A 23,118-nucleotide genomic window follows, 5' to 3' on the forward strand; every position below is an offset into this window, starting at 1 on the left:
CGGGCGGTCGCTCGGCAGTAGAGTCCTGTGACCCCGAGCACGGAGCGCCACCATGACGGACACGTTCAACGCCGCCACGTACCTGACCGAGGACCGCGTCGCCGCGGGTGACGGCGACCGGGTCGCGTTCCACCACCCGCGCGGCGCCCTCACCTACTCGCAGCTCACCGAGGAGGTCCGGCGCGTCGCCGCGGGGCTCGTCGCGATCGGCGTGCGGCCCGAGGAGCGGGTGCTCCTCGCGATGGTCGACGACGTGGAGCTCGCCACCGGCATCCTGGCCGCGATGTACGTCGGCGCGGTCGCCGTGCCGTCGTCGACGATGCTCACCGGGCCCGAGCTCGGCAAGCTCGTCGTCGACTCGCGGGCGCGGGTACTGCTGGGCAGCAGCGAGTTCACCGCCGCCGTCACCACGGCCGCCACCGGCGCCCCGGACCTGCGCCACCTCGTCCTCACCGGCGACACCGCCCCGGAGGTCCCCGGCGTGGAGACGCTGACGTGGGACGCGCTGTCCGCCGCCGAGCCCCTCGACGCGCCGTACCCCACCTGGGACGAGTCGCCCGCCCTGTGGCTCTACACCTCCGGCACGACGGGCACGCCCAAGGGCGCGATGCACCGCCACACCGACATCCGCTACGTCTGCGAGACCTACGGTCGCGAGGTGCTGCGGATCGGGCGCGACGACGTCTGCCTGTCCGGTGCCAAGCTGTTCTTCGCCTACGGCATCGGCAACTCGCTGTTCTTCCCGCTGTCGGTGGGCGCCGCCGCGGTGCTGGAGCCGGCGCGCCCGAACCCGGCGCGGTTCGGCGAGCTGACCGAGCGGTACGGCGTCACCCTGTTCTTCGGCGGCCCCAGCTTCTGGGGCCCGCTCATGGCCGCAGACCTGCCGCCCGCGCAGTTCGCCACCGTCCGCAACGGCGTCTCGGCGGGCGAGGCGCTGCCCGCGCGGATGTTCCACGGCGTCCGCGACCAGTACGGCTTCGAGATCCTCGACGGCATCGGCTCCACCGAGGCGCTGCACATCTTCATCTCCAACACCGCGGGCGCCGTCGTGCCGGGCAGCTCCGGGTTCCCGGTGCCGGGCTACCGCGTGGAGCTGCGGCGCCCCGACGGCACGGTCATCGAGGGCGCCGACGAGCCGGGGATGCTCTACATCGCGGGCGACTCGATCTGCACGGGCTACTGGTGCCGCACCGACGTCAACCGCCGAGTGTTCCAGGGCGAGTGGATGCGCACCGGCGACCAGTACGTCCGGGGCACCGACGGCAGCTACACCTGCCTGGGCCGCGCCGACGACGTGCTCAAGGTCGGCGGGATCTGGGTCAGCCCCACCGAGGTCGAGGCGCGGCTCATGGAGCACCCCGACCTGGCCGAGGCCGTCGTCGTCGGCGTGCCCGACAGCGACGGGCTGGACAAGCCGGTCGCCTACGTCGTGCCGAAGCCGGGCGTCCACGTCGACGCCGACGAGGTCATCGCGTTCTGCCGCGCCGGGCTGGCGTCGTTCAAGCGGCCGCGGCTCGTCGTCGAGGTGAGCGAGCTGCCGCGCACGGCCACCGGCAAGATCCAGCGCTTCCGGCTGCGCGAGCTGGCCGCGGCGACGGTGGCGCCGGCGCCGCAGTCGCCCACGGACGTCGCCGAGTCCCAGGCCTGACGCGACGTTCTACAGCGATGGTGTGATTCGGCCCGGTCTTGTAGAGTGAGAGCCGACCAACGGAGGACGGATGACCACCACCGCAGATCCCGACCAGGCCGAGATCCCCACGGTCTCCTTCGACAGGGAGCCGTCGTCGTACCGCCACTGGACGCTCGACGTCCAGGGTGAGGTCGCGTACCTGCGGCTCGACATCGACGAGGCGGGCGGCATCGTCCCCGGCTACGAGCTGAAGATGAACAGCTACGACCTGGGCGTCGACATCGAGCTCTACGACGCCACCCAGCGGCTGCGCTTCGAGCACCCGGGCGTGAAGGCGGTCGTGCTGACCAGCGCCAAGGAGCGCAACTTCTGCGCCGGGGCGAACATCCGGATGCTGGCGCAGTCCAGCCACCCGTGGAAGGTGAACTTCTGCAAGTTCACCAACGAGACCCGCAACGGCATCGAGGACGCCACCGCCAACTCCGGCCAGACCTGGATCGCGGCGCTCAACGGCACCGCGGCGGGCGGCGGCTACGAGATGGCGCTGGCGTGCGAGCAGATCCTGCTCATCGACGACAACTCCTCGGCGGTGTCGCTGCCGGAGGTGCCCCTGCTGGGCGTGCTGCCCGGCACCGGCGGGCTGACCCGGGTCATCGACAAGCGCCGCGTCCGCAAGGACCGCGCCGACGTGTTCGCCACCAAGTCCGAGGGCGCCCGCGGCAAGCAGGCCGTGGAGTGGAAGCTCGTCGACGAGGTCATCCCCAAGCGCGCCTGGGACGAGACCGTCGCCGAGCGCGCCGCCACCGCCGCGGCCGCCTCGAACCGCCCGTCCGACGCCACCGGCGTCCCGCTCCCGCCGCTGCAGCGCGAGGAGGACGCCGACGGGATCCGCTACCGCCACGTCACCGCCGTGTTCGACCGCGACGCGGGCCTGGTGAACATCACCGTGCACGGCCCGGAGGGCGACGTGCCCGACACCGTCGAGCGGGTGCACGAGCTCGGCGCGGAGTTCTGGCCGCTGGCCATGACCCGCGAGCTCGACGACCTGATCCTGCGGCTGCGCGCCAACGAGCTCGAGCTGGGCACCTGGATCCTGCGCACGAAGGGCGACGTCGAGGACGCACTGGCGTTCGAGCGGGTCATCGAGCAGTACTCCGGGTCCGACTGGCTGGTCAACGAGATCCGCCACTACTTCAAGCGCGTCCTCAAGCGCCTCGACGTCACCTCCCGCTCGCTCATCGCGCTGATCGAGCCGGGCTCCTGCTTCGCCGGGGCGCTGCTGGAGCTGGCGCTGGCCTGCGACCGCCAGTACATGCTCGACGGGTTCATGGAAGAGGACTCCCAGGAGGGCGAGCCGGCGCAGATCGTGCTGTCGGCGTCGAACTTCGGGACGTTCCCGATGTCCAACGGGCTGTCCCGGCTGGGTTCGCGCTTCTACGGCGACGACGACACCGTCGCGAAGCTGCGCCAGGAGACCGGGCGCCGGATCGAGGCCGCCGAGGCGATGGAGCTGGGGCTGGTCACCGACGCCCCCGACGACATCGACTGGGAGGACGAGGTCCGGATCATGCTCGAGGAGCGGGCCTCCCTGTCCCCCGACGCCCTGACCGGCATGGAGGCCAACCACCGCTTCGTCGGCCCCGAGACCATGGAGAGCCGCATCTTCAGCCGGCTCACCGCCTGGCAGAACTGGATCTTCGTTCGACCCAACGCGTCCGGCCCTGAGGGCGCGTTGCGCAAGTACGGCACGGGACGCAAGGCCGATTTCGACCGGAAGCGGGTCTGACATGAGCATCGACTACAGCGAGAAGATCCCCAACAACGTCGACCTCGCCGGCGACCGCAAGCTCCAGCGCGCCCTGGAGAGCTGGCAGCCCAACTTCATCAACTGGTGGAAGACCATGGGCCCGGCCGTCCCCACCGAGGACGTCTACCTGCGCACCGCCGTCGACGTCGGCCGCGAGGGCTGGGCCCAGTTCGGCCACGTCGCCATGGAGGAGTACCGCTGGGGGGTCTTCCTCTCCGAGCACAACGCCGACCGCAAGATCGCCTTCGGCGAGCAGAAGGGCCAGCCCGTCTGGCAGCAGGTCCCCGGCGAGTTCCGCGCCGAGCTGCAGCGCCTCATCGTCATCCAGGGCGACACCGAACCCGCCTCGGTCGAGCAGCAGCGCCGCCTGGGCGAGACCGCCCCCTCCCTCTACGACCTGCGCAACCTCTTCCAGGTCAACGTCGAGGAGGGCCGCCACCTCTGGGCGATGGTCTACCTGCTGCACGCCTACTTCGGGCGCAACGGCCGCGAGGAGGCCGAGGCGCTGCTGCAGCGCAACTCCGGCGACCTCGACAGCCCCCGCATCCTCGGGGCGTTCAACGAGGAGACCCCGGACTGGCTGTCGTTCTTCATGTTCACCTACTTCACCGACCGCGACGGCAAGTACCAGCTCGGCACGCTCAAGGAGTCCGCGTTCGACCCCCTGAGCCGCACCTGCGAGTTCATGCTCAAGGAGGAGGCCCACCACATGTTCGTGGGCACCACCGGCATCGACCGCGTCGTCACCCGCACCGCCGAGCTCATGCGCGAGCACGACACCGACGACATCGCCCCGCACGGCGGCATCCCGCTCGACGTCATCCAGAAGTACGTCAACTTCCACTACTCGGTCAGCCTCGACCTCTTCGGGTCGGAGAAGTCGACCAACGCCGCCAACTACTTCACCGCCGGGCTCAAGGGCCGCTGGCAGGAGGAGCGCCGCAAGGACGACCACGTCCTCACCGAGGACGCCGCGCACGTCGACCTCGTCCGCGACGGCGTCGTCACCACCGAGGAGGTCTCCGCCCTCGTCGCGCTCAACCACGACCTGCGCAATGAGTACGTCCAGGACTGCGCCACCGGCATGAAGCGCTGGAACCGCGTGCTGGAGAAGGCCGGCCTCGACCACCGCCTGTCCCTGCCCCACGTCGGCTTCAACCGCGAGGTCGGCCTGTTCTCCGGGCACCACGTCACCCCCAAGGGCGACGTCGTCGGGCCGGACGTGTGGGAGGCCAGCAAGGACCGCTGGCTGCCCACGGAGGCCGACAAGGTGCACGTCCAGTCGCTGATGCGCCCGGTCTACGAGCCCGGCAAGATCGCCGGCTGGATCGCGCCGCCGACCAACGGCATCAACGACAAGCCGTTCGAGTACGAGTACGTGCACTTCGCCTGACCCGCACCACGCTCCACGCTCCACGGCACCACGCTCCGCGCGAACGGCCCGCTCGCCCGACCTGGTTGGGCGAGCGGGCCGTTCGCGTGGGTGCCCCTGGCTCAGGAGGCGGCCGCGGCCGGGGCCGGCGGCTCGGGCTGGGGCAGCGGGTCGCACTGCACGTCCGACCGGCCGCTCCCGGGCTGGCGCGCCGGCAGGGCACCGGTGGCCAGGTAGTCGGCGACGATCGTGTCGGTGCACGCGACGCCCGACATCGAGGCCGAGTGCGTGAAGCCGCCGACGCCCTCGACGAGCACCGCGTTCGGGAAGAGCTCGCGGGCGTGGAGCGCGCCGCCGAAGGGCGTGGCGCCGTCGAAGGTCTCGCTGAGCAGCAGCGCGCTGGTCACACCGCTGCCGTCGACCTCCACGGGCGTGCCCGCCCGCGCCGGCCAGAACGTGCAGGGGCCGTTGAACCAGGCGTTGGCCCAGGTCTCGAACGGGGCCACCGCGTCGACGCGGGTGTTGTCGGCGCGCACCTGGTCGTAGTCCGGCCACGGCAGGTCGGTGCACTGCACGGCGAGGTAGATCGCGTAGCCGTTGTCGTCCGGGGCGGCCGGGTCGAAGCCGTAGGCCTCCTCGAGCGCCGCCACGTCGCCGTTCCTCACGTAGGCGGAGAAGGCCTGCGCGATGCCGGGGTAGGCGAGGACGTTGTAGCCGGCGCTGAGGAACAGGTCGTTCCACTCCGCCGGCCCGATGCCGCCCGCGGGCGCCGCCCGGAGGTCGTCCTGCACGGAGTAGTAGAGCGCCTCGACCTCGTCGCCGGACGTGCCCAGGCCGTAGACCGCGTCGTTCTTCGCGATCCAGTCGAAGAACGCGCCGATGTTGCGCTCGAACGCGACGTCCTGGTTGAGGTTGGCCTGGTACCAGATGTTGCGGACGTCGACGACGCCGTCCATCACCAGGCGCCGGACCCGCTCGGGGTACAGCGTGGCGTACACCTGGCCCAGGTAGGTGCCGTAGGAGAAGCCGTAGTAGTTGATCTGCTCCTGGCCCAGGGCGGCGCGCAGGACGTCCATGTCGCGGACGGTGTCGATGCTCTTCAGGTGGTCGAGCAGCTCGCCGCCGTTGGTCGCGCACGCCTCGGCGTAGGACCGCGACCGGTCGAGCCAGGCCTGCTCGGTGCCTGCCTCGGGCCGGTAGTCGGGCCGGTTGAACCCGCTGTACTCGGGGATGCAGCTCAGCGCGGGGCGGCTGGAGCCGACGCCGCGCGGGTCGAACCCGATCCAGTCGTAGGCCGCACCGGCCCCGTTCGGCACGCCGCCGCCGAGCAGCGCGAGCGACAGGCCCGAACCGCCCGGACCGCCGGGGTTGACGAGCATGACGCCCTGCGACTCCGGCGTCGTGTGGACGACGCGCGAGACCGCGATCTCGATGGTCGGGCCGGCCGGGTCGTCGTGGTCGAGCGGGACCGCGACGAACCCGCACTCGGCCCCCGCCGACACGAGCGCCGAGGCCTCGCACGGCCCCCACACCACCGGTGCGGGCACGAACCCGGGCGGAGGTTGCGGCGCCGGGGAGGCCTGCGCCAGCGGCGCCACCAGCACCCCCGCGGCCAGCAGCCCGGCCGTCAGCACGGCCGTCACGGATCTGCGCACGTTCCCCCCGATCTCCTCACCGGGCGTGACCGCACGACTGCGCGCACCCCGACGGTCAGGAGCCTGTCACCTGATCCGCGCGAGAGCCACCACCAACTCGGACAGCCGCCCGGACGGTCCGGGTTCAGGACCCGAACGTGTCGATCGCGGCGTCGAGGCGCTCGCCGATCTCGCCGTCGGACAGGCCGTAGCTGGGGATGTAGCAGAGCAGGCGGTCGTAGAGCCCGTGGAAGCCGGGCATCCGGTCACGGACCTCGTCGGGCGTGCCGGCGACGGCCATCCGGTCGAGCATCGCCGGGCTGACGGCGGCGATCATCCCGTCGTGGTCGCGGGCCTTCCACGCGTCGCGGATGGCGGCGACCTCGGCGGTGAACCCCTCCAGCTCGACGAGCGGCGCGTAGGTCCGCACGACGGTGTAGAAGGCGATCTGGCCGGCGGCGTCGCGGCGGGCGCGGTCGCCGTCCTCGGCCACGCTGGTGATCACGTAGCCGGCCACCGGGACGTCGGCGGGGCGGCCGGTGCGCGCGGCCCCGGCGGCGAGCGCGGGCCGCACGACCTCCTCGACGTAGCGGCGGGTGAAGATCGGGTGCCCGACCAGCCCGTCGGCGACGGCGCCCGCGGCCTGCACCATCCGCGCGTTGAAGCCGGCGAGGTACACGGGCAGCGGCGGGCGGGGCGTCATCGCGGCGGTGGGGTGCAGCGCCATCCGGTAGAAGCGGCCCTCGTGCTGCACGCCGGCGGCGTCCATCGTCCAGATCCGGCGCAGCAGGGGCACGAGCTCCTCCATGCGCGGGGCGGGCGAGGCCCCGTCGACGCCGTGCCAGTCGCGCTGCATGGTGCGGGTGCCGGTGCCCAGGCCCAGGACGAGCCGGTCGCCGGACAGCTCGGCGAGGTCACGGGCCTCGGCGGCGAGGACGAGCGGGCTGCGGCCCACGGCGTAGGCGATGCCCGACGCCACCGTGATCCGCGAGGTGCGCAGCGCCATCGCGGCGAGCGAGACGGTGGCCGAGCGGTCGTAGAACTCGGTGGTCCAGACCGACTCGAAGCCGCGCTCCTCGGCCCGCACCGCGGCGTTCACCGCCGTCGTCAGCGTGCCGCCGTGGACCGCCACACCCATCCGCTCCGTCATGCCCCGACCCTAGAGCGGGCGGGCGCCGGGCGTCGCACACTGGGAGGCGATGACCGACCAGCCCGACCGCGCCACCCGGCTGCGCGAGGCGATCGACCGCGACGGCGACCGCTGCGTGTGGTGCCGCCGCCGCTGCACCGGACTGGTGCGCCCGACCACCGAGCACCTGGTGCCGCGGGTCAAGGGTGGCCCGTCGTGGCGCGAGAACGAGGTGGTCGCGTGCTCGCGGTGCAACCGCCAGCGCGGGCACGCCGCCCCGGCCGACTGGATCGCCGAGTGCGAGCGCCGCGGGTGGTCGCCCGACGTCGCCGGGGTCGTCCGGTCGCTGCGTGCGCTCGACCGCGCCATCACGGTGCGGGGTGGGCAGCGGCGCGCCCGGCCCTACCTCGCGGCGCAGCTGCGCCGCCTCACTTGACCGACCGCCACCCGGCCGACAGCATCCGCGGACATGGACCTCCTGCCCGGCGTGCGCTCCGCGACCACCGAGACCGACCGCATCCGGATGCACCACCTGGAGTCGGGGCCCGCCGACGGCCCGGTCGTCGTGATGGTGCACGGCAACCTCTCCACCTCCCGCTTCTACGAGCACCTGATGCCCGCGCTGCCCGAGTACCGGGTGATCGCGCCGGACATGCGCGGGTTCGGCCGGTCCGAGCCCGCCCCGATCGACGCCACACGCGGCCTCGACGACTGGGCCGACGACCTCGACGCCCTGCTGCGCGCGCTCGGCGTCGACGCGCCGGTGCACCTGGTCGGGTGGTCCACCGCGGGCGCGGCGATCGCCCGCTTCGCGATGGCGCGCCCGGTGGCGTCGCTGACGTTCATCGGCCCGGTGTCCCCGCACGGCTACGGCGGCACGTTCGCCGACGGCACCCCCTGCTTCCCCGACGCCGCGGGCTCGGGCGGCGGCGGCGCCAACCCCGAGCTCGTGGAGCGGCTGCGCGCGGGCGACCGCAGCGCCGACAGCCCGCTCTCGCCCCGCAGCGTCATGCGCTCGCTGTACTGGGCGCCCACGCACACCGAGCCGCGCGAGGACCTCCTCGTCGACGAGGTGCTGCTGACGCTGATCGGCGACGACGGCTACCCGGGCGGCTCCACGCCGTCGGAGAACTGGCCGGGCGTCGCGCCCGGCACCACCGGGATCCTCAACGCGCTGTCGCCGAAGTACTGCGACTGGACCGGACTGGCCGACATCGCGGAGAAGCCGCCGGTGCTGTGGACGCACGGCATGGGCGACCTCGTGGTCGCCGACGGCTCGATGCTGGAGTTCGGCGCGCTCGGCGCGGGCGGGGTCGTGCCGGGCTGGCCGGGGGCGGACGTCTACCCGCCGCAGCCGATGGTCAGCCAGATCCGCGCGCTGCTGCAGCGCTACGCCGCGGCAGGCGGCGCCGTCACGACCGAGATGTTCGAGGCGTCCGGCCACGGCCCGCACATCGACGCGGCGGAGCGCTGGCTGGAGGTCTTCCGGACCTTCCTCACGACGACGGGCTCCGCAACGACGGGCTCCGCGACGACGGGCTCCGCGACGACGGGCTCCGCGACGACGGGCTCCGCGACGACGGGCTCTGCGACGAACGGGTGACGTTCCGACGGAACCCGCGCCCGGGGGACGACGAGGGGACGTGAACCGCGAGCAGATCCGCCCCGACCCGGGCCCGGCGCTGCTCGCGCTGTACGACGACGCGCTGCCGCAGGTGTACGGCTACCTGCTCGCGCGCTGCGGGCGCCGCGCGCTCGCGGAGGACCTCACGGCCGAGACGTTCCTGGCCGCGGTCACCGCGTGCCGCCGGCACCCGCCGCCGCCCCTGAGCGTGGGGTGGCTGGTCGGCGTCGCGCGGCACAAGCTCGTGGACCACTGGCGGTCCGTCGAGCGGGAGGAGCGCGGGCTGCGCGCCGTCGACGAGGTCACCGAGGACGTCGAGGACCCGTGGGAGGGGCACGTGGACGCCGTGGTCGCCCGCGAGGTGCTCGACGCCCAGACGGCGCTGCACCGGGCCGCCCTGACGCTGCGCTACCTCGACGGCCTGCCCGTCGCCGACGTGGCCCGCACGCTGGGCCGCACCGTGCACGCCACCGAGTCGCTGCTGGCGCGGGCCCGCGCCGCGTTCCGCCGCGGCTACGAGGGAGGTGCGCGATGACCGACCCGCTCGACGCCCTGCGCGCCGCCGCCGTTCCCGTCGATCCCGACCCCGCGTTCGCCCGTGCCCTGCGCGCCCGCCTGGAGCGCGCCCTGCTCTCACCCGTGGAGGACACCGTGACCACCGTTCTCAGCGCCCCGTCCGGCGCCGCCCGCCTGCGCTCGCTCGCCCCCTACCTGGCCGTGACCGACGCCGCCGCGGCCCTGGACTTCTACGTCACCGCGTTCGGCGGGGTCCCCCGCGGCGAGCCGGTCGTGATGCCCGACGGGAGGGTCGGGCACGCGGAGGTGGCGCTGGGCGACAGCGTCCTCATGCTGGCCGAGGAGTTCCCCGAGCTGGGGCTGCTCGCGCCGGTCACCCGCGGCGGGGTGAGCCAGTCGCTGCGCCTGGAGGTCGCCGACCCCGACGCCGTCGTCGCGCGGGCCGTGGCGGCCGGCGGCGTGCTGGAGCGGGCCGTCGCCGACTTCCCGCACGGGCGCGGCGGCGTGGTGCTCGACCCGTCCGGGCACCGCTGGATGGTCTCGCGCGACGTGGCGCCCGCCCGGCCCGGCGACGTCGTGTACGCCTCGCTGTGGACCGCCGACGTCGAGCGCGCCGAGCGCTTCTACGCCGCCGTGGTCGGCGACCTCGGACGCCTGCGGATCACCGCGGGCGACCCGTCGGCGGGGCTGTTCCTCTGCTACGCCGTCACCGACGTCGACGCCGCGACCGACGTCGTGCGCGCCGCGGGCGGCACCGCGCGGCCGCCGGAGGTCCGTGAGTACGGGCGCGTCGCGGACTGCGTCGACGACCAGGGCCTCGCGTTCGCCCTGCACGAGGGCGAGGCCCCGGCGGTGGCGCTGCCCGAGTACGCGGAGCTGCGGGTGCCCGACTCGGTCCGGGCCCGCGCGTTCTACGCCACCGTCCTGGGCTGGGGCTTCGCGCCCGGCGCGAACGGCGGGGACTACTGGAACGGCACTGTCGACGGCGAGCGCACCCGCCCCCGCACGGGCCTCGCCGGCGGGGCGGCGGTGCCGTCGGTCGTGCCGACGTTCCGGGTGCCCGACACCGAGGCGGCCCTCGCCGCGGTGCGGGCCGGGGGCGGGACGGCGCAGGAGACGGTGGAGGCGCGGTTCGGGCGGATGACGGCGTGCGTCGACGACCAGGGCACCGCGTTCCGCCTGCTGCAGCCCTAGCGGGCTGCCCGTGAGTGGATATCGGTGCCCCAGCACCGATATCCACTCACGACCTCCTACCAGGGCACCACGCCGCTCCGGTCGTAGAACCCGCCGGTCGGGCCGTCCGGCGCCACCTGCGCCAGCTCGACGATCGCGTCGGTCCCCTCCTCGACCGTCTGGGGGCCGCTGTTGCCGTTGAGGTCGGTCGCCGTGTAGCCGGGGTCGACGGCGTTGACCCGGAAGCCGGGCAGCGCCTTCGCGTACTGCGTCGTCAGCATGTTCAGCGCCGACTTGGACGCCGTGTAGGGCAGGTTCACCAGCGTCGACTCGAAGCGCTCCGGGTCGGTCGTCACCGCGAGCGACCCCAGCCCGCTCGACACGTTCACGATCCGCGGTGCGGCCGAGCGCCGCAGCAGCGGCAGGAACGCCCGCGTCACGCGCACCGGGCCGAGCACGTTCGTCTCGAGCACCGCGCGCACGTCGTCGGCGGTGGCGTCGAGCGCCTCCACCGGCGCACCGGCGATGCCGGCGTTGTTGACCAGCACGTCGAGCCGGCCGAACCGCTGCTCGACGTCCTTCGCCGCGGCCTCGACCGACGCGCCGTCGGTGACGTCGATCGTCACCGCCTCCACGCCCAGCTCCGCCGCGGCCGCGGCCCCCTTCGCCGCGTCCCGCGCACCCACCAGCACCGTCCAGCCCAGCGCGGCGAGCCGCTGCGCGGCCGTGCGGCCGAGTCCCTTGTTCGCCCCGGTCACCAGGGCCACCGTCGTCTCCGTCATGCGGTCCACCGTGCGCCCGCCGACGGGGCCGGTGCCACCGCGCAGGCAGGGACGGTCGGTACCACCCTCGGACCGCGCGGGCGCGGCATGCTGGGAGCCATGGACCGCACCGAGCTCGCCGCGGCGCTGCGCACGTGGCGCGAGCGCCTGGACCCCGTCGACGTCGGGCTGCCGGCCGGCGTCCGCCGCCGCGTCCGGGGCCTGCGGCGCGAGGAGGTGGCGCAGCTCGCCGGCGTGTCCGTCGACTACGTGACGCGCCTGGAGCAGGGCCGCGGGCCGCACCCGTCCGAGTCGGTCGTGGCCGCGCTGGCCCGCGCCCTGCGCGTGTCCGACGCCGAGCGCGAGCACCTCTACCGCCTCGCCGGCGCGGTGCCGCCCGGCCCCGGGCGCATCCGCAGCGCGGTGCGGCCCAGCGTCGCCCGGCTCATGGACCGCTTCACCGACCTGCCCGCGTTCCTCATGGACGCCAAGCTCGACGTGCTGCTGTGGAACCCGATGGCCGCCGCGCTGCTCGGCGACCTCTCCGCCCTGCCCCCGGCCGAGCGCAACGCCGCGCGGCAGTCGTTCACCGGGCCGTGGCGGTGGGAGGAGGACCCCGACCGCGAGCGCCTCGACCGCGCGATGGTCTCCGACCTGCGCCGCACGGCCGCCCGCTACCCCGACGACCCCGGCCTGCGCCGCCTGGTCGCCGACCTGCGGGCCGCCAGCCCGGTGTTCGCGCGGCTGTGGGACCTGCGCGAGCTCGACGAGCGCCACGGCGACACCAAGACGATCCGCCACCGCGAGCTCGGCCCGCTCTCGCTCGACTGCAACTCCCTGCTCGTGCACGCCGACGACCAGATCCTGCTCGTCTACTCCGCCGCGCCCGGGACGCCCGAGGCGCAGGCCCTGGACCTGCTGCGGGTCCTCGGACTGCAGAACGTCGGTTAAGCTCCGCCGGTGGCCTCCGACCTGGCGTTCGACGCACTCGCGGATCCGGTGCGGCGCGAGATCCTCGCCGTGCTCGCCGGACGCGACGAGTGCAGCGCGGGCGAGCTGTCCGCCGCGATCTCCCGCGTCGGGCGCACGGCCGTCTCCAGCCACCTGCGCGTGCTGCGCACGGCGGGCCTGATCACCGAGCGGCGCACGGGCCGCTTCCGCATGTACTCCGTCGATCCCACGGGCCCGGCGCAGGACGTCATCCGCCTGCTGCAGGAGCTGTTCCAGTCCTCGCTCGACGCGGCCCGCGACGCCGCCGAGTCCACCACCGGTACGGACCGCCGAGCCATGTGATGGGCGGTCTCGCCCTGCACGCGCAGACGCGGATCGAGTCGCCACCCGACGCGGTGTTCTCCCTGTTCGGAGCCGGTAGCGGCGCGGGCTGGCTGTTCGACGCCATGTGCGACCGGCTCGGCGTCGGCGCCGCGGTGTCGATGCAGGCGCCGCTGGGCGGGGAGAGCGTGGCGCTGCTGGGCCGGATCACCGCGCTGCGCGCGCCCGGCTCCTCCCCCGGCCGGATCGACGTCCGGCTCGACCAGCCCTGGTCGGGGCGCCTGCGCGTGCTGTTCGAGCGCGACGGCACCGGCACGCGCGTCCGCGTCGTCACCGACCTCGACGACGCCGGTCTGGCCTGGCTCATGCGCCGCCGCGGCCATCCGGTGCCCGACCGGCACGGCCCCGACGAGCACCGCCTCGGGCTGCTCACCAGCAAGTCCGGGCTGGGCAGCGTGTTCGCCGGGGCCACCGAGAACATGGCGCAGATGGCCGTCGACGAGGTCAACGCCGACGGCGGCATCCGCGGGCGCCCACTGCACCTGGTCGTCGGCGACGACGCCACCGACGCCGCGACGGGCGCGGCCGAGGCCCACCGGCTGGTGCGGGCGGGGTGCCGCACGCTGCTGGCCACCACGACGTCGGCGACGTTCGCGCGCGCCGCCGCCGAGCTGGGCCCGTCGGGCGTGCTGCTGGTGCAGACGCTGATGAACGAGGGCGGGCTGGGCAGCGAGCTGTGCGTGCAGCTCGGGGAGCGGCCGGGTGCCCAGCTCGAGGCCGCCGCCGGTCCCCTGATGCGGGCGGCGGGCGGGCGCCGCTGGTTCCTCGCCGGCAACGACTACGTGTGGCCGCACGTGGTGCACGCCGTCGCGTGGCGGGTGCTCACCGAGCGCCGGGCGACGATCGTCGGCGAGGGGCTCGCCCCGCTCGGGACGCGCGACTTCAGCCCGCTCATCGAGCGGATCCTCGCCTCCGGCGCCGACGTCGTGCTGTCGTCGTTCGTCGGGGCCGACCTCGTCGCGTTCGAGCGCCAGTGCCACGCGATGGGCGTCCGCGCGCGCTGCCGCTCCCTCGCGCTGACCCTCGAGGAGAACACCCGCGAGCGGATCGGCGACGCCGCGTCGGCCGGGCTGTGGGGCGTCTCGGGCTACTTCGAGGAGCTCCCCGGCGACGCCAACCGCGACTTCCGGCGGCGCTACCGCGAGGCCCACGGCCGGTTCGCGCCGCCGCTGTCGAGCATCTCGGAGTCGGCGTACGAGGCGGTGCACCTCTACGCGGCGGCGGCCCGGCGGGCCGGGGAGGACGAGCCGCGGGTGATCGCCAGGGAGCTGCGGTCGAGCCGGGCCTCCTTCCCCCGCGGGCCGGTCACCGTCACCGGTCCGGAGACCGTGCGGCAGGACCTGTTCGTCGCCGAGGCCGTGGCGGGCGGTTTCGCCGTGAGTCCGTCGCGTTAACGATCTTGCCGACGTGCCACTACCTATTGACATGTGTGGATAGGGCTCAATAGGTTCGCGCTCTCACCCCTCCGGAGGTAGAACGCCATGCCCTTGCGCCCCCCTGAACCCGACGACCTCGCGAAGGCCGCCCAGCAGTACGGGCTGGGCCTCGACGACGCCGACCTCGCCTCGTTCTCGCCGATGGTCAACGGGCTGCTCGCGTCGTGGGACGCGGTCGAGGAGCTCTACGCCGCGTCGGCGCCCGCGATGCCCGAGCGACCCTGGACCCGTCCCGAGGCCGCCGACAACCCCTACAACGCCTGGTACGTCACGACGTCGATCACCGGCTCGGGCGAGGGCCCGCTGGCGGGGAAGACCGTGGCGGTCAAGGACAACACCGCCGTCGCGGGCGTCCCGATGATGAACGGCTCGAAGACGATGGAGGGCTACACGCCGCTGCGCGACGCCACCATCGTCACGCGCCTGCTCGACGCGGGCGCCACCATCGCGGGGAAGTCGGTCTGCGAGGACCTCTGCTTCTCCGGCGGCTCGCACACCTCCCGCACCGGCGCCGTGCGCAACCCGTGGAACGAGACCCACTCCACCGGCGGCTCGTCGTCGGGCAGCGCGGCGCTCGTCGCCTCGGGCCTGGTCGACGTCGGCACCGCGGGCGACCAGGGCGGCTCCATCCGGATGCCGGCCTCGTGGTGCGGGGTCGTCGGGCACAAGCCCACCTGGGGCCTCGTGCCCTACACCGGCGCGTTCCCGATCGAGCAGACGATCGACCACGTCGGCCCGATCACGCGCACCGTCGCCGAGGCCGCGCTGGTGATGAACGTGATCGCCGGACCGGACGGGCAGGACCCCCGCCAGCCGCGCGACCTCGTGCCCGACGACTACGTCGCCGCGCTGGGCCGCGGGGCCGAGGGCCTGCGCGTCGGCATCCTCACCGAGGGCTTCGGCCTCGCCAACTCCGACCCGGGCGTCGACGCCGCCGTGCGCGCGGCCGCGGAGTCGCTGCGCGGCGCCGGGCTCGTCGTCGAGGACGTGTCGGTGCCCTGGCACCGCCACGGCGCGGCGGTCTGGGACGTCATCTCCGTCGAGGGCGCGGCGTCGCAGATGGTCGACCTCAACGGGTACGGCCTGAACTGGAAGGGCCTCTACGACCCCGAGGTCATGGAGCACTACGGCAACCAGTGGCGCGCCGACGGGAGCCAGTTCTCCGAGACCGTCAAGCTCGTGCTGCTGGCCGGCAGGCACGCGCTCGACACCACCCGCGGCAAGCACTACGGCATGGCGCAGAACCTCGCCTACGAGCTCCGGGCCGCCTACGACGAGGCGCTCTCGCGCTACGACGTGCTGGTCCTGCCCACCACCCCGATCCACGCCACCGCGATCCCCGACCCGGACGCCCCGCGCGAGGAGATCATCGGACGGGCCCTGGAGATGATCGCCAACACCTGCGTCACCGACGTCACGGGCCACCCGGCCTGCAGCGTCCCCGCAGGACTCGTCGACGGACTCCCCACCGGGATGATGATCGTCGGTCGGCAGTTCGACGACGCCACGGTCCTGCGCGTCGCGCACACGTACGAGCAGGCGGTCGGGGGCTTCCCGACGCCCGCAGGAGCAGCAGCAGGGAGCCAGACGTGACCGAGCTCGCGAGGTCGCCATTCAGCGCAGCAACGACGTTCTTGGCGCCGACGAGCGCCAGCGAGGAGGGGTCATGAACGGCGTGCACGATCTGGGCGGTACCGACGGGCTCGGTCCCGTCGAGATCCCGGAGAACGAACCGGTCTACCGGGCGGAGTGGGAGAAGGCGGCGTTCGCCATGTTCTCCATGACGTTCCGCGCCGGCTTCTTCGGCATCGACGCGTTCCGCTACGGCATCGAGCAGATGCACCCGGCCACCTACCTGCTCTCGCCCTACTACGAGCACTGGCTGCACACCATCGAGCACCACGGCATCGAGAAGGGCATGATCGACGAGGCCGAGCTCGACCGGCGCACCCAGCACTACCTGGAGAACCCGGACGCGCCGCTGCCCGCCGAGAAGGAGGACCCCGACCTGCTGGCCTTCGTCGACGGCGTCGTCAAGGCGGGCGCCCCGGCGGGCCGTCCGTCGGACAAGGTCGCGCAGTTCAAGGTCGGCGACCGGGTCACCGTCGCGTCCGACGTGCCGTACGGCCACACCCGCAAGGCCAAGTACGTCCGCGGCCGGACGGGCGAGATCGCGCTGGCGCACGGCACGTTCATCTACCCCGACAGCGCCGGCAACGGCGGGCCCGACGCCCCCGAGCACGTCTACACCGTCAAGTTCACCGCCGAGGAGCTCTGGGGCGCGGAGGCCGCCGATCCCAACGGCACCGTGTACTTCGACGTGTGGGAGCCCTACATCACCCCCGCCAAGCTCACGACCGCCGAGGAGGCCGCCTGATGACTGCCACCGTCCGCACCCAGGAAGAGATCGCCGCGCGCGTCAAGGCGCTCGAGTCGATCCTCATCGAGAAGGGGATCATGACGACGGCGGCGGTCGACCGCCTCGTCGAGATCTACGAGAACGAGGTCGGCCCGCAGCTCGGCGCCGCCGTCGTCGCCAAGGCCTGGACCGACCCGGAGTTCAAGGCGCGCCTGCTCGCGAACGGCACCGAGGCGTGCGCCGAGATGGGCATCGGCGGCCTGCAGGGCGAGGACATGGTCGTCGTCGAGAACACCGACACCGTGCACAACGTCATCACCTGCACGCTGTGCTCCTGCTACCCGTGGCCGGTGCTGGGGCTGCCCCCCAACTGGTACAAGGACCCGGCGTTCCGCGCCCGCATCGTGCGCGAGCCGCGCAAGGTCCTGGGCGACGACTTCGGCTTCGACGTCCCGGACTCCGTCGAGATCCGCGTGTGGGACTCCTCGTCGGAGATGCGCTACTGGATCCTCCCGCAGCGCCCGGCCGGCACCGAGGGCCTCGACGAGAAGGCGCTCGCCGCCCTCGTCACCCGCGACTCAATGATCGGCGTCGGCGCGGCGAAGGCCGCCTGATGGCGCTCCGCCAGGACGCGACCGAGCTGGGTGACGCCCGGCGCCGCGTGGAGACGCTGGTGTGCGACCTCCCCGGAGGGAGCGACGCCGATCGCTCCTTCGACCACCCGTGGGAGGTGCGGGCGTTCGCGATGGCCGTGGCGGCCTACCACTCCGGTCAGTACGAGTGGTCGGAGTTCCAGCTCTCGCTGATCGACTCCATCAAGAAGTGGGAGACCGAGGGCGGCGCGGAGCCGTGGTCGTACTACGAGCACTGGCTCCAGGCGCTGGAGACGGTGCTCGCGGGCAACGGCAAGCTGTCCGAGGCCGTGCTCGACGACCAGACCCGCTCCGTCCTGGCCACCCCGCGCAACGCCAACCACCACGAGGCGCACCGCGAGCCCGTGGCGGTCGACCCCGCCCGGTAGGGCTCCCGACGATCGGCACGGTCCCCGGCACACTGGGGACCGTGCTGATCGTCGTGGACGACCTGACCGGTCCGGGGATCGTCGCGCTGCTCGACGAGCACCTGCGCGACATGCGGGCCACCAGCCCGCCCGAGAGCGTCCACGCGCTCGACCTCGACGGCCTGCGCGACCCCGCCATCACCGTCTGGACGGTCGTCGAGGACGGCGCGGTGGTCGGCTGCGGCGCCCTCAAGGTGCTGGAGCCGGGGCACGCCGAGATCAAGTCGATGCGCACCGCGGCGAGCCACCAGGGCCGCGGGATCGGCACGGCGGTGCTGCGCCACCTGCTCGCGGAGGCCCGCGCCCGCGGGCTGCACCGTCTCAGCCTGGAGACCGGCACGCAGGAGTTCTTCGCGCCGGCCCGCGCCCTCTACGCCCGGCACGGCTTCGTCCCGTGCCCGCCGTTCGCCGGCTACACCGACGACCCGAACAGCGCCTACCTCACCCTGGAGCTGGCACGCTGACCCGGCGCCCCACCCCCGACGACGAGGGAGCCCAGGCTCTGCCGGCCGCCCATCGACCAGACCTACGAGCGGGCCGTCCGCTTCCCCGAGATGGTGCCGCGCGCCGCCGTGTTCGCCGCGACCGCGCGCAAACCCGTCCACGACCAGATCGTCATCGACGATCACCCGTCCCGCACCGGCGCGCAGGCACCGGCGGCGGCCGGATGCGGGTGATCAACGAAACCGCGACACCAGGGTCGTCCGCGCGGCTCTCACGTCACACTCCCGACGATCACCAACCGGCGAACCCGAGGCACAGCCCTGTGATCGGCGAGAATGCGACACCACGGCCTTCCCCGCGACCCTAACGTCACACTCCCGGCGATCACCAGCCCGACCGCGACTGGGATGTGACACCAGCGCCCTCCCCGCGACCACCAGGGCGCACTCCCGACGATCACCCGTCCCGCAGCCGACGCCCAGGACCCTGCGCCGGCCGGCGGCTCAGCGCACCGCCTTGTGGTCAGCGAGAAGGTGACACCACGGCCGTCCCCGCGACCGCGACGTCACACTCCCGGCGATCACCAGCCCGACCGCGACCGGGATGTGGCACCAGCGCCTCCCAGCGACCACCACGGCGTCGGACCCGGCGTTCCGCGGCGGCTCCTACGACGACCCGGCCGAGGTGCGGCTGGGCCTGCGCGTCACGCCGTGACGCGCGCGTCGCGGTCGATGTGGTGGTGGTGGATCCAGTTCTGCGCGTCCCGCCGCACCGTGCGCAGCGCCAGCGGCATGACCGCGTCGCGCAGCACCCGGCCGACCGGGCCGGCGGCCTTCTGGCCGCTGGTCCGGGCACCGGCCCGCACGATCCGCTGCACGCGGTCGCGGCGCAGGCGCTCGAACGCGGCGAACGCGGCGGCCGGGCCGGGCAGGTCGCGCAGGCAGCGCGCGAGCTCCACGGCGTCCTCGACCGCCAGCGACGCGCCCTGCCCGGAGGCGGGTGAGGTCGCGTGCGCCGCGTCGCCGACCAGCACCATGCCGTCGCGGTGCCACCGCCGGACGTGGGGTAGGTCGTGCGACTCCCACCCGTGCAGCTCGCCCGCGGTGGAGTCGACGATCGCGACGGCCGGGCCGCGGTCGTCGGCGAACAGCTCGCGCAGCCACGTGCGCCACTGCGCGTCGGTCATCGCGGCCGCGCCCGGACGCCACGGCGGGTTCGCGAACCACCAGACCCCGCCGTCGGCGGCCACCGCCCAGCCGAAGAAGGCCCGCTTCCCGAACACCATCTCGTAGACGCCGGGCTCGGCGCCGGTGTCCTGCGGCGGGGCGAACCCGCCCGTGTCGAGGACGGGGAGCAGGCGCGGGGCGGCGGCCGTCGGGTCGATCAGGCTGCGCACCCGGGAGTGCACGCCGTCGGCGCCGACCAGGACGTCCGCGACGGCCGTGGAGCCGTCGGCGAAGACGGCGCGCACCCCGTCGCCGTCGGTGACCGCGTCGACGAGCCGGCGGCCGTGCTCCACCGGGATCCCCCGCCGGACGGCCTCGTCGCGCAGCGCGGCGTAGAGGTCACCCCGCCGCAGCGTCACGCCGACCGTGCCGTCGGCGAGCGGCTGCCCGGTGCCCACCTCGCCCAGCAGGCGCCCGGTGCCGCTGCGCAGCCGGATCGCGGGCGTGGGGAACCCCAGGCCGGTGACGTCGACGTCGACCGCCCGCAACGCGTCGATGCCGTTGATCTGCAGGGTGAGGAACGCACCGCGGTCGTCGGCCGGACCCGGCCGCGCCTCGCAGACCGTCGCGGAGATCCCCGCCGCCTGCAGCGCCATCGCCGCGACCGGTCCCGCCACGCCGCCGCCGATCACCAGTGCCGTCGTCATGTCCGCTCCTCGGTAGGCTCGCTCGGGGCCGCAAGCATCTCGGCTTCGCGAGTATTTCGGGAAACCGAGAGATTGTCGAGGAGGATCCGTGGACGAGCTGCGCCGCGAGGTCACCGAGGGCGTGCTGCGGATGATCGCGAGCGTCGTGCTGCACAACCACGCCGTCGCGCAGGAGCTCGGGCTCGGCGCCAGCGACTCGCAGTTCCTGACACTGCTCGACGTCCACGGCCCGCTGACGCCCGGACGCCTCGCCGCGCTCACCGGCCTCTCGACGGGCACCGTCACCGGCGTCGTCGACCGCCTGGAGCGCGCGGGGTTCGTCGAGCGGGTCCGGGACGCGGGCGACCGCCGCCGGGTGCTCGTCACGCCGGCCGAGGGGGCCGGTGCGGTCCTCGCCCCGCACTACCGCGAGCAGGCCGAGCACCTCGACGCCGTGCTCGCCCGCCGCGACGACGACGAGCTGCGCGTGATCGCGGCGTTCCTGGCCGAGCTCGCGCCGCGGTGACGCCGAGCCCGCGCCGCGCTGAACCAGGGGTCAGCGCACGGGCAGCAGCTCCTGCAGCCGCGCGAACCACACGACGCCGAGCACGACGAGGGCGAGGAACGCCAGGCTCGCGAGGCTGGTGAGGACGTAGGCGGTGCCGCGCAGCGCCGTCATCACCCGCCCGTCGGGGCGAGCGGTGTAGCTGCGCCGAGAGCGCGGTGTCGGACCGAACCCGGGACGGTTGCCGACCGCGTGGGCGGGACCGGTCTGCGTGACGGAGCGGGCCTGGGCCGGAATGCTCATGGGTGCGCGTCCCCCGACGTTGCTGCGATGGTCGACCCGTTGTAGCGGAGCGGAGCCGCCGTCACAGCGACCGGCGGACCGGTCCACCCGAACGTGGCGACGAACGCGAACCTAGGCTGGCACCATGAGTCACCTGCTGGTGATCGAGGACGACGAGGAGATCGGCGAGCTCCTCCGCTCGAGCCTCGCGCTGCACGGGCACACCGTGCACTGGGAGCGCACGGGCCGCGGCGGGCTCGCGCACGCCGCCGACGCCGAGGTCGATCTCGTCCTGCTCGACCTCGGCCTGCCCGACCTCGACGGCCTGGAGGTCTGCCGCCAGCTCCGCCTGACGCTGCCCACCACGGTCATCGTCATGCTGACGGCGCGGGCGCGGGAGATGGACGTCGTCGTCGGGCTGGAGGTCGGCGCCGACGACTACCTGGTCAAGCCGGTGCCGCTGGCCGAGCTGGTGGCCCGGGTGCGCGCGCACCTGCGCCGCACCGAGCCCGCGAAGACGCCCGCGACGCACCACGCGGGCGAGCTCACCGTCAGCGTCGAGAGCCGCCGCGCCACCGTCGACGGGCACGAGCTGGCGCTGCGGCCCCGCGAGTTCGACCTGCTCGCCCGCCTGATCGTCGAGCCGGGGTCGGCCGTGAGCCGGGAGACGCTGATGTCGGAGGTGTGGGACCAGCACTGGTACGGCTCCACCAAGACCCTCGACGTCCACGTGGCCGCGCTGCGGCGCAAGCTGTCGGAGACCGGCCGGGCGGTGCCGCAGATCGTCACCGTGCGCGGCCACGGGTACCGGCTCGAGAACCCGTAGCGCGGACGGCCCAGTCCTCGGAGGACCCGGCGCTCAGACCGACGTCGCCGCCCGCAGCAGCAGCGCGAACTGCGGCGGCGAGGGCCGGGCCAGGCGCAGGTGCCCGCCCTCGGCCTCGGCGAGCCGCCGGGCCAGCGCGAGCCCCAGGCCGTGCCCGGTGGCCGACGGCGAGCGCCGCGTGAACAACTGCGCGTCGGTGAGGGTGATCCCGGGCCCGCGGTCGGACACCTCGATGCCGACGGCGTCACCGGCGTCGCGCGCACTGACCCGCACCGGCCCCTGCCCGTGCACGAGCGCGTTCTCCAGCAGCACGGCCAGCACCTGCCGCACGGCGGCGCCCGAGGCCAGCGCGGGCGGGGTCTGGGGATCCACGACGACGATCAGCGGACGGTCCTGCTCCTCGAACTGGGCCGACCACTGCCCCCGGGTCTCGGCCAGCAGCGCGCCGACGTCGAGCGCGTCGACGGCGCCGTGGGTGTCGCGGGCCAGCGTGAGCAGCTCCTCGACGGTCCGCTCGATGCGCTCGGTGGAGCGCAGCCCCTGCAGCAGCGCCGGCCGGGGGTCGTCGTCGGCGCGCTCCAGCGCCGACTCCAGCCCGAGGCGCAGGCTGGTCAGCGGCGTGCGGAGCTGGTGGGAGGCTTCCGCGGAGAACGCGCGCTCGCGGGCCAGCAGGTCGTCGAGGCGGCTCGCGGTGCGGTTGAGCGAGCTGCCGACGGCGTCGATCTCGGCGTACTCGACGGGCGGGAGCCGCACCGAGAAGTCGCCGTTGCCCAGGCGCTGCGCCGCGGTGGAGAGCTGGTCGAGGGGCTGCGCGAGCCGGGCCGCCTGCCGCCGCGCGAGCAGGTAGACCGCCCCGATCGCGAGCCCGGCGAGCCCGATCATGCCGATCCAGGCCAGCCCGACGGGCCACAGCAGCGTGCTCGCCGACCCCGAGACCCGCACGACCCCGACGACGTCCCCCGCGTCGATCACCGGCACCGCGGCGACCAGCTCCCCGTTCAGCGATCCCGTCGACACGCGGCCCCCGTTGGCCTTGTCGACGAACTGGTCGCCGGTCTCGGGCCCGCGCCCGAGCAGCAGCTGACCGTCGGTGTCGTAGACGGAGCGGAACGTCAGCTCGCCGACGTCGTCAAGGTCGTCCTCCGTGGGATCGTCACCCTCGGTGAGCGCCAGGGACACCCGGACCGCGGCCCGCTCGGCCTGCCGCTCCAGGTCCAGGATCTTGTACTGCTGGGCGTACAGGGCTCCGGCCACGGCCAGGGGCAGCCCGAACAGCACGATGGCGACGGCTGCCGACACCACGGCCAGCGTCACGATCCGTGTGCGCACCTCAACCCTCCCGTGGCTGTGACGTCGTCGGGGCGACGTTAGCCGTT

24 protein-coding genes are annotated in these 23,118 nt (G+C 73.9%); 18 read left to right on the forward strand and 6 right to left on the reverse strand.

Features of this window, described 5'->3' with window-relative positions:
• Positions 1 to 52: 52 nt before the first annotated feature.
• From HOP40_RS01895 to boxB, 3 genes are all read left to right on the forward strand, one after another.
• The gene (locus HOP40_RS01895) at positions 53 to 1,648 is read left to right on the forward strand and encodes a benzoate-CoA ligase family protein (protein ID WP_172154117.1); all 1,596 of its coding nucleotides are present in this window, start codon (positions 53 to 55) and stop codon (positions 1,646 to 1,648) included.
• Positions 1,649 to 1,718: 70 nt separating this feature from the next.
• Positions 1,719 to 3,416, forward strand: a complete 1,698-nt coding sequence (gene boxC / locus HOP40_RS01900; RefSeq protein WP_172154118.1) for a 2,3-epoxybenzoyl-CoA dihydrolase — start codon at positions 1,719 to 1,721, stop codon at positions 3,414 to 3,416.
• A 1-nt stretch (position 3,417) separates the two neighbouring features.
• Entirely contained in the window at positions 3,418 to 4,830 is a 1,413-nt protein-coding gene (gene boxB, locus HOP40_RS01905) for a benzoyl-CoA 2,3-epoxidase subunit BoxB (protein ID WP_172154119.1), read from the forward strand.
• 101 nt (positions 4,831 to 4,931) lie between these two features.
• On the opposite strand, the gene HOP40_RS01910 is transcribed toward boxB, so the two are convergent.
• Positions 4,932 to 6,464: an alpha/beta fold hydrolase gene (locus tag HOP40_RS01910; protein WP_172154120.1), complete on the reverse strand. Its 1,533-nt coding sequence runs from the start codon at positions 6,462 to 6,464 to the stop codon at positions 4,932 to 4,934.
• Positions 6,465 to 6,588: 124 nt separating this feature from the next.
• Positions 6,589 to 7,593 carry an LLM class flavin-dependent oxidoreductase gene (locus HOP40_RS01915; RefSeq protein ID WP_205347051.1) on the reverse strand — a complete coding sequence of 335 codons (1,005 nt, stop codon included), beginning with the start codon at positions 7,591 to 7,593 and terminating at the stop codon, positions 6,589 to 6,591.
• A 49-nt stretch (positions 7,594 to 7,642) separates the two neighbouring features.
• On the opposite strand from HOP40_RS01915, the gene HOP40_RS01920 reads away from it, so the two are divergent.
• Genes HOP40_RS01920 through HOP40_RS01935 form a run of 4 tightly spaced genes read left to right on the forward strand, consistent with a single transcriptional unit; the run spans position 7,643 to position 10,906 of the window.
• Positions 7,643 to 8,008: an HNH endonuclease gene (locus tag HOP40_RS01920; protein WP_172154121.1), complete on the forward strand. Its 366-nt coding sequence runs from the start codon at positions 7,643 to 7,645 to the stop codon at positions 8,006 to 8,008.
• Positions 8,009 to 8,041: 33 nt separating this feature from the next.
• Positions 8,042 to 9,175 (forward strand): alpha/beta hydrolase, encoded by a 1,134-nt coding sequence (locus HOP40_RS01925; protein WP_172154122.1) that lies wholly within the window; start codon positions 8,042 to 8,044, stop codon positions 9,173 to 9,175.
• 40 nt (positions 9,176 to 9,215) lie between these two features.
• The gene (locus tag HOP40_RS01930; protein WP_172154123.1) at positions 9,216 to 9,731 is read left to right on the forward strand and encodes an RNA polymerase sigma factor; all 516 of its coding nucleotides are present in this window, start codon (positions 9,216 to 9,218) and stop codon (positions 9,729 to 9,731) included.
• Positions 9,728 to 10,906: a VOC family protein gene (locus HOP40_RS01935; protein WP_172154124.1), complete on the forward strand. Its 1,179-nt coding sequence runs from the start codon at positions 9,728 to 9,730 to the stop codon at positions 10,904 to 10,906. Before HOP40_RS01930 ends, HOP40_RS01935 begins: the two co-directional genes overlap by 4 nt.
• Before the next feature lie 56 nt (positions 10,907 to 10,962).
• Here the strand turns inward: HOP40_RS01935 and HOP40_RS01940 are convergent, their stop codons facing one another.
• Positions 10,963 to 11,667: an SDR family NAD(P)-dependent oxidoreductase gene (locus HOP40_RS01940; RefSeq protein ID WP_172154125.1), complete on the reverse strand. Its 705-nt coding sequence runs from the start codon at positions 11,665 to 11,667 to the stop codon at positions 10,963 to 10,965.
• A gap of 99 nt (positions 11,668 to 11,766) precedes the next feature.
• On the opposite strand from HOP40_RS01940, the gene HOP40_RS01945 reads away from it, so the two are divergent.
• The 9 genes from HOP40_RS01945 to HOP40_RS36310 all read left to right on the forward strand — a co-directional run bounded on the left by HOP40_RS01945 (position 11,767) and on the right by HOP40_RS36310 (position 18,510).
• Positions 11,767 to 12,597 (forward strand): helix-turn-helix transcriptional regulator, encoded by an 831-nt coding sequence (locus HOP40_RS01945; protein WP_172154126.1) that lies wholly within the window; start codon positions 11,767 to 11,769, stop codon positions 12,595 to 12,597.
• Between the two features lie 9 nt (positions 12,598 to 12,606).
• Entirely contained in the window at positions 12,607 to 12,939 is a 333-nt protein-coding gene (locus HOP40_RS01950) for an ArsR/SmtB family transcription factor (RefSeq protein WP_172154127.1), read from the forward strand.
• The gene (locus tag HOP40_RS01955) at positions 12,939 to 14,372 is read left to right on the forward strand and encodes an ABC transporter substrate-binding protein (RefSeq protein ID WP_172154128.1); all 1,434 of its coding nucleotides are present in this window, start codon (positions 12,939 to 12,941) and stop codon (positions 14,370 to 14,372) included. The genes HOP40_RS01950 and HOP40_RS01955 overlap by 1 nt, the downstream gene beginning before the upstream one ends.
• 87 nt (positions 14,373 to 14,459) lie before the next feature.
• Entirely contained in the window at positions 14,460 to 16,007 is a 1,548-nt protein-coding gene (locus tag HOP40_RS01960) for an amidase (protein WP_172154129.1), read from the forward strand.
• 73 nt (positions 16,008 to 16,080) lie between these two features.
• Positions 16,081 to 16,791, forward strand: a complete 711-nt coding sequence (nthB, locus tag HOP40_RS01965; RefSeq protein WP_172154130.1) for a nitrile hydratase subunit beta — start codon at positions 16,081 to 16,083, stop codon at positions 16,789 to 16,791.
• Positions 16,791 to 17,387 carry a nitrile hydratase subunit alpha gene (gene nthA / locus HOP40_RS01970; RefSeq protein WP_172154131.1) on the forward strand — a complete coding sequence of 199 codons (597 nt, stop codon included), beginning with the start codon at positions 16,791 to 16,793 and terminating at the stop codon, positions 17,385 to 17,387. Before nthB ends, nthA begins: the two co-directional genes overlap by 1 nt.
• Positions 17,387 to 17,794 carry a nitrile hydratase accessory protein gene (locus tag HOP40_RS01975; RefSeq protein ID WP_172154132.1) on the forward strand — a complete coding sequence of 136 codons (408 nt, stop codon included), beginning with the start codon at positions 17,387 to 17,389 and terminating at the stop codon, positions 17,792 to 17,794. Before nthA ends, HOP40_RS01975 begins: the two co-directional genes overlap by 1 nt.
• Before the next feature lie 41 nt (positions 17,795 to 17,835).
• The gene (locus HOP40_RS01980; protein ID WP_240157464.1) at positions 17,836 to 18,297 is read left to right on the forward strand and encodes a GNAT family N-acetyltransferase; all 462 of its coding nucleotides are present in this window, start codon (positions 17,836 to 17,838) and stop codon (positions 18,295 to 18,297) included.
• A gap of 90 nt (positions 18,298 to 18,387) precedes the next feature.
• Positions 18,388 to 18,510, forward strand: a complete 123-nt coding sequence (locus HOP40_RS36310) for a hypothetical protein (RefSeq protein WP_275691332.1) — start codon at positions 18,388 to 18,390, stop codon at positions 18,508 to 18,510.
• Between the two features lie 470 nt (positions 18,511 to 18,980).
• Here HOP40_RS36310 and HOP40_RS01985 read toward each other — a convergent pair whose 3' ends face one another.
• The gene (locus HOP40_RS01985; RefSeq protein WP_172154133.1) at positions 18,981 to 20,150 is read right to left on the reverse strand and encodes an FAD-dependent oxidoreductase; all 1,170 of its coding nucleotides are present in this window, start codon (positions 20,148 to 20,150) and stop codon (positions 18,981 to 18,983) included.
• A gap of 88 nt (positions 20,151 to 20,238) precedes the next feature.
• On the opposite strand from HOP40_RS01985, the gene HOP40_RS01990 reads away from it, so the two are divergent.
• A complete protein-coding gene (locus HOP40_RS01990; protein ID WP_240157465.1) occupies positions 20,239 to 20,655 on the forward strand; it encodes a MarR family winged helix-turn-helix transcriptional regulator in 417 nt (138 codons plus the stop codon).
• A gap of 30 nt (positions 20,656 to 20,685) precedes the next feature.
• On the opposite strand, the gene HOP40_RS01995 is transcribed toward HOP40_RS01990, so the two are convergent.
• Positions 20,686 to 20,937 (reverse strand): hypothetical protein, encoded by a 252-nt coding sequence (locus tag HOP40_RS01995; RefSeq protein ID WP_172154134.1) that lies wholly within the window; start codon positions 20,935 to 20,937, stop codon positions 20,686 to 20,688.
• Positions 20,938 to 21,061: 124 nt separating this feature from the next.
• Here HOP40_RS01995 and HOP40_RS02000 point away from each other — a divergent pair, with 124 nt between their 5' ends.
• Positions 21,062 to 21,742, forward strand: coding sequence for a response regulator transcription factor (locus HOP40_RS02000; RefSeq protein WP_172154135.1), 681 nt, complete (start codon positions 21,062 to 21,064; stop codon positions 21,740 to 21,742).
• Positions 21,743 to 21,775: 33 nt separating this feature from the next.
• Here the strand turns inward: HOP40_RS02000 and HOP40_RS02005 are convergent, their stop codons facing one another.
• Entirely contained in the window at positions 21,776 to 23,071 is a 1,296-nt protein-coding gene (locus HOP40_RS02005) for a sensor histidine kinase (RefSeq protein ID WP_172154136.1), read from the reverse strand.
• Positions 23,072 to 23,118 lie beyond the last annotated feature (47 nt).

Source organism: Pseudonocardia broussonetiae, from assembly GCF_013155125.1.
In the GTDB taxonomy this organism is placed as follows: Bacteria; Actinomycetota; Actinomycetes; order Mycobacteriales; family Pseudonocardiaceae; genus Pseudonocardia; species Pseudonocardia broussonetiae.